General features: G+C 75.5%; 5 protein-coding genes and 1 pseudogene. 4 read left to right on the forward strand and 2 right to left on the reverse strand.

From position 1 onward, the window contains the following. Positions 1-672, forward strand: a pseudogene (locus ACIDOF_RS37340) (hypothetical protein); the annotation flags it as partial. A gap of 37 nt (positions 673-709) precedes the next feature. Here the strand turns inward: ACIDOF_RS37340 and ACIDOF_RS37345 are convergent. After that, entirely contained in the window at positions 710-1,333 is a 624-nt protein-coding gene (locus ACIDOF_RS37345; protein ID WP_409010722.1) for a potassium channel family protein, read from the reverse strand. 270 nt (positions 1,334-1,603) lie between these two features. Between ACIDOF_RS37345 and ACIDOF_RS37350 the strand changes: the two genes are divergently transcribed. Continuing rightward, positions 1,604-2,800: an NAD(P)/FAD-dependent oxidoreductase gene (locus ACIDOF_RS37350; protein ID WP_409010723.1), complete on the forward strand. Its 1,197-nt coding sequence runs from the start codon at positions 1,604-1,606 to the stop codon at positions 2,798-2,800. 19 nt (positions 2,801-2,819) lie between these two features. Beyond that, the gene (locus tag ACIDOF_RS37355) at positions 2,820-3,755 is read left to right on the forward strand and encodes a sigma-70 family RNA polymerase sigma factor (RefSeq protein ID WP_409010724.1); all 936 of its coding nucleotides are present in this window, start codon (positions 2,820-2,822) and stop codon (positions 3,753-3,755) included. On the opposite strand, the gene ACIDOF_RS37360 is transcribed toward ACIDOF_RS37355, so the two are convergent. Further along, positions 3,739-5,298: a hypothetical protein gene (locus tag ACIDOF_RS37360; protein WP_409010725.1), complete on the reverse strand. Its 1,560-nt coding sequence runs from the start codon at positions 5,296-5,298 to the stop codon at positions 3,739-3,741. The two genes, ACIDOF_RS37355 and ACIDOF_RS37360, sit on opposite strands and share 17 nt — an antisense overlap. 377 nt (positions 5,299-5,675) lie before the next feature. Here ACIDOF_RS37360 and ACIDOF_RS37365 point away from each other — a divergent pair, with 377 nt between their 5' ends. After that, complete coding sequence (locus ACIDOF_RS37365; protein ID WP_409010726.1) at positions 5,676-6,263, forward strand: TOPRIM nucleotidyl transferase/hydrolase domain-containing protein; 588 nt, start codon at positions 5,676-5,678, stop codon at positions 6,261-6,263. Positions 6,264-6,293 lie beyond the last annotated feature (30 nt).

The raw sequence follows: 6,293 nt of genomic DNA on the forward strand, positions 1-6,293 counted from the left end.
ACGGGGGCTTCCGGGGGAGCCGCCGGTGGCGCGGCCGCCGAGGGGCTCGGCACTCCCGCCAAGGCGGGCATCGCCGCGGGTGTCGTGCTCGCGGCGGGCATGGCCGCGGCCCTCGCCCTCACCGGGGGCGCCTCCGAGCCGAAGGCCAAGCCCGCACCGAACCCGTCGATCTCGCAGGAGGAGCAGCAGGACGGGCCGCAGGACGGTTCGGGCTCCGGTTCGGGTTCCGGGTCGGGGTCGGGTTCCGGCTCCGGTGGAGGCGCGGGAGGGTCCGGGTCGGACTCGGGGTCGAAGCCCGGGTCGGAGTCGGACTCGGACGCCGGGTCGGGGGCGCAGCAGCCGGAGTCCCCGGCCGATGATCCCGCGCCGGACCAGGGTTCGAAGCCCACGCCGACGCCCACCCCGACGCCCACGGCGCCTCCGGCGGAGGACGAGCCGCCGGTGCCCACGCCCTCGGTCACGCCGCCCGCGCTGCCGCCCGCGCTCGACCAGGTCACCCAGGGCCTGTGCGGGGCGCTGCCCGCCTGGGCGCAGGGCAACTGCCGGGCCGAGCCTCCCGGCCAGGGCAAGGACAAGCCCGGGCAGGGGAACGACAACCCGGGCCAGGGCCAGGACAACCCGGGCCGGAACCAGTTCGAGAGCGCCCTGAAGGATCTCGGGCTGCTGCCCTGACCGGTACGGCGGGCCGGGGCGCCCCGGCCCGCCGACCTCAGCCGCCGCCCTTGCGCCGCCGCTCCCCGCGCTCGCGCCCACGCCCACGCCTGTGCGCGTGTCCGTGCCCGTGTGCGTCCGAGTGCCCGTGCCCGGGTCCGTGGTGTTTCTCCGTGACCAGGCGTACGCGGCGGCTCAGGGCGGTGGCCGCCGTGGTCAGGAAGACGAGCGTGTAGACGATCTGCAGGAGGGCGACGACGCGGGCCGTCTGTCCGATGGGCGCGATGTCGCCGTAGCCGACCGTCGCGACCGAGACGAGCGTGAAGTACAGGGCGTCGACCCGGGTGCGCAGACCGGTGAACTCGCCGGGATGGTGGGCGAGTCCGTAGTACGCGGAGGCGAACACCAGGATCGACAGCACCATCAGCACGGCGATGACCAGGCCGGACCGGGTGTCCGGCTTGTCGAGCAGCAGGTCGCGGATCTCCCGGAGGATCACGGCGGCGATCAGCGCGAGCGCGAGCACGAAGAGCGTCCAGCTGAGGCCGGGGCGGCCGGGGCCGAGGCCGTCGAGCGGGAGCAGGAAGTAGCACGCCACCAGGGCGGCGATCGCGAGCACGAAGCCGAGCAGCCGACGCGCGCGGCGCCGGGCGTGGGCCGTCGTCGCCTGCTCGTCGCTCATCCCCTGCTCGCCGGAACGCTCGCCTCTCACTCCCCGTTCGCCGGAACGCTCGCCCCTCGCCCCCTCCTCTCCGGAGCGCTCGTCCCTCGCCCTCTGCTCCGCTTCCGGTTCGTCGCCGCTCACCCTTCGGAACATACCGGGACCCAACCGTCCTTGCCGGGCATGGCCACCGGCCCCTCCCTCCGTGACGCGGGTCACAGCGGATGGCTGTCAGGAAAGGTCGGGCCGTCTCGTTCAAGGGGCACGCGAACGACACAAGGAGCACTCGCCATGAAGCACCGCATCGTCGTACTCGGCGCCGGATACGCCGGCGCTTTCGCCGCCGGGAGCCTGGCGCGGCGCCTCTCCCCCGCCGACACCGAGATCACCGTCGTCAACGCCGAGCCCGTGTTCGTCGAGCGGATGCGGATGCACCAGCTCGCGGCCGGCCAGGACTTCACGTTCCGCAAGCTCGACGACGTCTTCGCGGGCACCGGGGTCCGGCTGCGGCTGGCCCGCGTCACCGCCGTCGACCCGGACAGCAGGACCGTCACCGTGACCGGCGAGCAGGACGGCCGCGGGGACGACGTGATCCCGTACGACACGCTGCTGTACTCGCTCGGCAGTTCCGCGGCGCGGCAGGACGTGCCGGGCGTCGCCGAGCACGCCTTCGACGTGGCCGGACGGGCCTCCGCGCTGCGGCTGCGGGAGCGGCTCGACGGCCTCGGCGAGGGCGGCAGCGTGCTCGTCGTCGGCGAGGGGCTGACCGGGATCGAGACGGCGACCGAGCTCGCCGAGTCGCGGCCCGGGCTGTCCGTGGCGCTCGCGGCGCGCGGCGAGCTGGGCGCCTGGCTGTCGCCGAAGGCCCGCCGCCATCTGCGCCTGGCCTTCGAGCGGTTGGGCATCACCGTGCACGAGCACACCGTCGTCGACGCGGTCGAGCCGGGCCGCGCGCTCGCGGGCGGTACGTCGATTCCGGCCGACGTGACCGTGTGGACGGCCGGGTTCGCCGTGCACCCCATCGCCGCCGCGAGCGGACTGGAGGTCGCGGAGACCGGGCAGATCGTGGTGGACCGCTCGATGCGGTCGGTGTCGCACCCGGACGTGTACGCCGCGGGCGACTCCGCGTACGCGATCGGCGACAACGGGCTTCCGCTGCCCATGTCCTGCGCCTCGGCCGGGTTCACCAACATGCAGGCGACCGCCGCGATCGTCGCGCGTCTGACCGGCGCGGAGGTCCCGACGACCGGCCTGAAGTACGTCGGCAACCACATCAGCCTCGGCCGGCGGGACGGGATCTTCCAGGTGGTGGACGGCGAGGCCCGGTCGAAGTCCTGGTACGTGGGCGGCAGGACGGCCGCGCGGTTCAAGGAGACCGTGCTGAGCACGGCCGGCTGGGGCATCGCGCACCCGACGTTCGGCATGCCGAAGCGGCGGCGCCGCCTGGCCGGGGCGCCGGAGCGGGCGGCGGTGCGGGTCGCCGCGTAGGAGATCTAGGCTGCACCGCATGGAGACTGCCGCCGTCGATCGGTTCGAGGCCAGCCGGGGCCGGCTCGCCGCGCTCGCGTACCGCCTGCTGGGCTCGGCCGCCGACGCCGAGGACGCCGTGCAGGACGCGTTCCTGCGCTGGCAGGCCGCCGACCGGGAGCGGGTCGAGGTGCCGGAGGCGTGGCTGACGAAGGTCGTCACCAACCTCTGCCTCGACCGGCTCCGCTCGGCGCAGGCACGGCACGAGCGGTCGGCCGGCGCCTGGCTGCCGGAACCGCTCCTGGAGGGCGACCCGATGCTCGGCCCGGCCGACACCGTCGAGCAGCGCGAATCGGTCTCGCTCGCCGTGCTGTTGCTGATGGAGCGCCTGTCGCCGGTGGAACGGGCGGTGTACGTGCTGCGGGAGGCCTTCTCGTACGGGCACGGGGAGATCGCGCGGATCCTGGACATCAGCGAGTCGGCGAGTCAGCAGCACGCGCACCGGGCGCGGGTCCGGGTCGCGGCCGAGCGGCGGCGCGGCCAGGCGGATCCGGTGTCCGCGCGCCGGGTCGTCGAGGAGTTCCTGGCGGCGGCGACGTCGGGGCGTACGGACCGGCTGGTCGCGCTGCTCACGGACGACGTGACGGCGGTGTCGGACGGCGCGGGCCTGGCCCGGCGGCTGCTGCGGCTCCGGACACGGGAGCGGGTCGCGACGTTCGTACGGGCCGGGTTCAAGCCCACGGAGGCGAAGCGGCGGCTCGCGGGCGGCTCGCCGTCGCTGCACATCGCGACGGTCAACGGCACCCCCGCGGTGGTCGCGGTGGTCGACGGCCGGGTGGCGGGCGCGGTGACGTTCGACGTGAGCGAGGGCCGGGTCGCGGCGCTGTGCGGGGTCGCGAAGGCGGACCGGCTCGCCCGGCTCGACGCGGCCTGGCAGCGGCAGGAGCACCCGGCCCCGGTCATCGCCGCCTGGTGACGACGGGCCCGCCGGGCGGTCCGGGCCGCGCGGTGGGTGACAGGTGGGCGCGGTAGTCCGGCAGGTGGGGCAGGTCGGGCAGCCGGACCACGCGCCAGTCGCGGGCGTACGGCATGGGCTGCTGGTCGCCGGAGAGGAGCACGGCGACGGGCTGGTGGCCGGCCGCCTCGGCGAGCCCTTCGGGCGTGATGCTGGCGTCGTTGCCGCCGGGCTGGCGCGAGGAGCAGCCGACGCGGAACGCGACCCGGACGGACTCCATGCCGGTGACCACGCACGGCGGTCGCACGCCCTGGGCGCGCAGTTCGGCGGCGACCTCGGCGTACCGGGCGGTGTCGTGGCGCACCCGCCGGGTCAGGCCGTCGAGGACCTTGTACTGGATCGCCAGATGCCCGAGCAGAGCGAGCGCCAGCCCGGCGAGCAGGGCCCTGCGCCAGGCGGGCCGCGCCGCCCGCGCCGCGCGCACGGCCCGGGTCAGGCCGTAGGCGACGGGCAGGGTGAGCAGGGCGTACGCGGGCAGCAGGAAGCGGGGGGCGGCGTAGCCGACGGTGAACAAGTACGGGGCGGCCAGGGCGAGTCCGGTCCCGGTGGCGAGGAGGACCGCGCGGCGGTGCGGCGTGCGGGCGGCGGCCCAGGCCCCGGCGGCGACGAGCAGCGGCAGCAGCAGGAACCACAGGCTGGCGACCGGGTGCTCCCAGGCCACGTCGCAGGGGCGGCAGAGGGTACGGCCCGACAGGGCGCGGGCGTGGTCGTCGACGGCGAAGTACGCGCCCAGGTGGCCTTGGACCTCGCTGGCCCGGTCGAGGCGCGCGGCGAGACCGCCGTACCGCACGTACGCCTCGACGATCCACTCCGCGGAGCCCGCGACCAGGCCGCCCGCGAGCACGAGGAGCAGCCGCAGGCGGGGGCGGCCGCGGGTCAGAAGCAGCGCGGCGAGGGCGAGTGCGAGGCACAGCCAGAGGGCGTCGGCGGGGCGCAGCAGCGCGGCGAACGCCACGGCGCCCGCGATGCCGCACAGCATCCGGCCGTCGGGGGCACGGGTGGTGCGCAGCAGGCAGCCGGTGGCGGCGAGCGCCGCGTACGCGACCCACAGGTTGGGCATGACCTGCGGGCCGTAGAAGAACGTGACCCAGATGGTCGCGAACAGGCCGCCGCCGACGGCGAGTACGGCGGTCGGCAGCAGCGTGCGCCAGACCCACAGGGCGAGGAAGAGGCCGAGTCCGGAGAGCAGGGCGAGGTAGACGCGGAGCGCCGGCACGGAGGTGGTCAGCTCGGTGACGGGGGCGACGAGGAAGGTGATGCCGCGGGCGCGGGGCGCGCTGAAAAACGCCGCCGGGGCCTGCGGGCTGACCTGGCTGACGTACACGGTCTCGTCCCACCCGAGCCCGGTGCCCGGCACGAGCAGGACGAGTTGGAGAAGGGTGTACGCGGCGGCCGTACCGGCGAGCCAGGGCAGCGGACGGTCGGCGGGGTACGGGCCCGGGGCGGGGGCCGGTGGGTCCCGGGGGTCGGGGCGTGCGCCGGGGACGACGTCTCGCTCGTGCATGGCCCCGGCCTTTCGACGGTCCGCTCCGGTGGGTGGTGTCCCGTCTACGGATGCTTCCGCCGGAAGTCGGGTTCCGCGACGCCGGTTGCGGCAGGCGGGCGAGCGGAGGGCCGGAGGGGGTTGCCCGAGCGTCTGGGCGTGCGGGGGTGCGGGGGTGTGGGGGTGTGGCCTGTGGTCTCCCGCTCCGGCCCGCGCGACCGTCGTGGATCTGCCGGTACTCGCCGCGGCTGCGAGCGCCGACGTCGATCGGGCCGAAGATCCGCCGTGCCCTGCGGGCCCCGTGCGCCTGCGGCCTTGGGCTCGGGCGGTCCGGTGGGGAAAATCCCTGTCGGTACGGGGTGGTCCCGGCGGAGACTTGGGGCGTGACGACGGACGGCATGGACGGGTTTCGGGAAGCGGTCGCGGCGTGGGCTGCGGGCGGGGCGGACGAGCGGGCGCGGGCGCTCGCGGCGGGGGTGGGTACGGTCGTGCTGCTCGAAGGGCCGAGCGACCTCGCGGCGGTCGACGCGCTCGCGGCCCGCGACGGGCGGGATCTGGCGGCCGAGGGGGTGTGCGTGCTGTCGATGGGCGGTGCGATGAGCGTCGGCCGGTTCGTCCGCGTGCTCGGGCCCGAGGGGCTCGGCCTGCGCCTGACCGGACTGTGCGACGAGGCGGAACGGCCGTACTACGCACGGGAGTTGGGGAGCGAGGCCTTCCACGTCTGCGTGGCGGACCTGGAGGACGAGCTGATCCGCGCCCTCGGCGTGCGGCGGGTGGAGCAACTCGTCGAGGAACAGGGCGACTTGCGGTCCCTGCAGATCTTCAAGGGCCAGCCGGCCCAGCAAGGCCGTGCGCCGGAACGGCAGTTGCGGCGGTTCTTCGGCACGAAGAAGGGCCGCAAGATCCAGTACGGCCGCGTCCTGACCGCGGCCCTCCCGCCGGACCGGACGCCGGAGCCGCTCCGGGCGTTGTTCGCGGGGCTGTGAGGGGCGAGGGACGGGGGACGGGGGACGGGG

Origin of the sequence: Streptomyces sp. Da 82-17 (assembly GCF_046098215.1) — a bacterium.
GTDB lineage: Bacteria > Actinomycetota > Actinomycetes > Streptomycetales > Streptomycetaceae > Streptomyces.

Coding starts and splice junctions, on each gene's coding strand:
- ACIDOF_RS37345 (WP_409010722.1), bottom strand. CDS start 1,333: ATGAGCGACGAGCAGGCGACGACGGCCCACGCCCGGCGCCGCGCGCGT.
- ACIDOF_RS37350 (WP_409010723.1), top strand. CDS start 1,604: ATGAAGCACCGCATCGTCGTACTCGGCGCCGGATACGCCGGCGCTTTC.
- ACIDOF_RS37355 (WP_409010724.1), top strand. CDS start 2,820: ATGGAGACTGCCGCCGTCGATCGGTTCGAGGCCAGCCGGGGCCGGCTC.
- ACIDOF_RS37360 (WP_409010725.1), bottom strand. CDS start 5,298: ATGCACGAGCGAGACGTCGTCCCCGGCGCACGCCCCGACCCCCGGGAC.
- ACIDOF_RS37365 (WP_409010726.1), top strand. CDS start 5,676: ATGGACGGGTTTCGGGAAGCGGTCGCGGCGTGGGCTGCGGGCGGGGCG.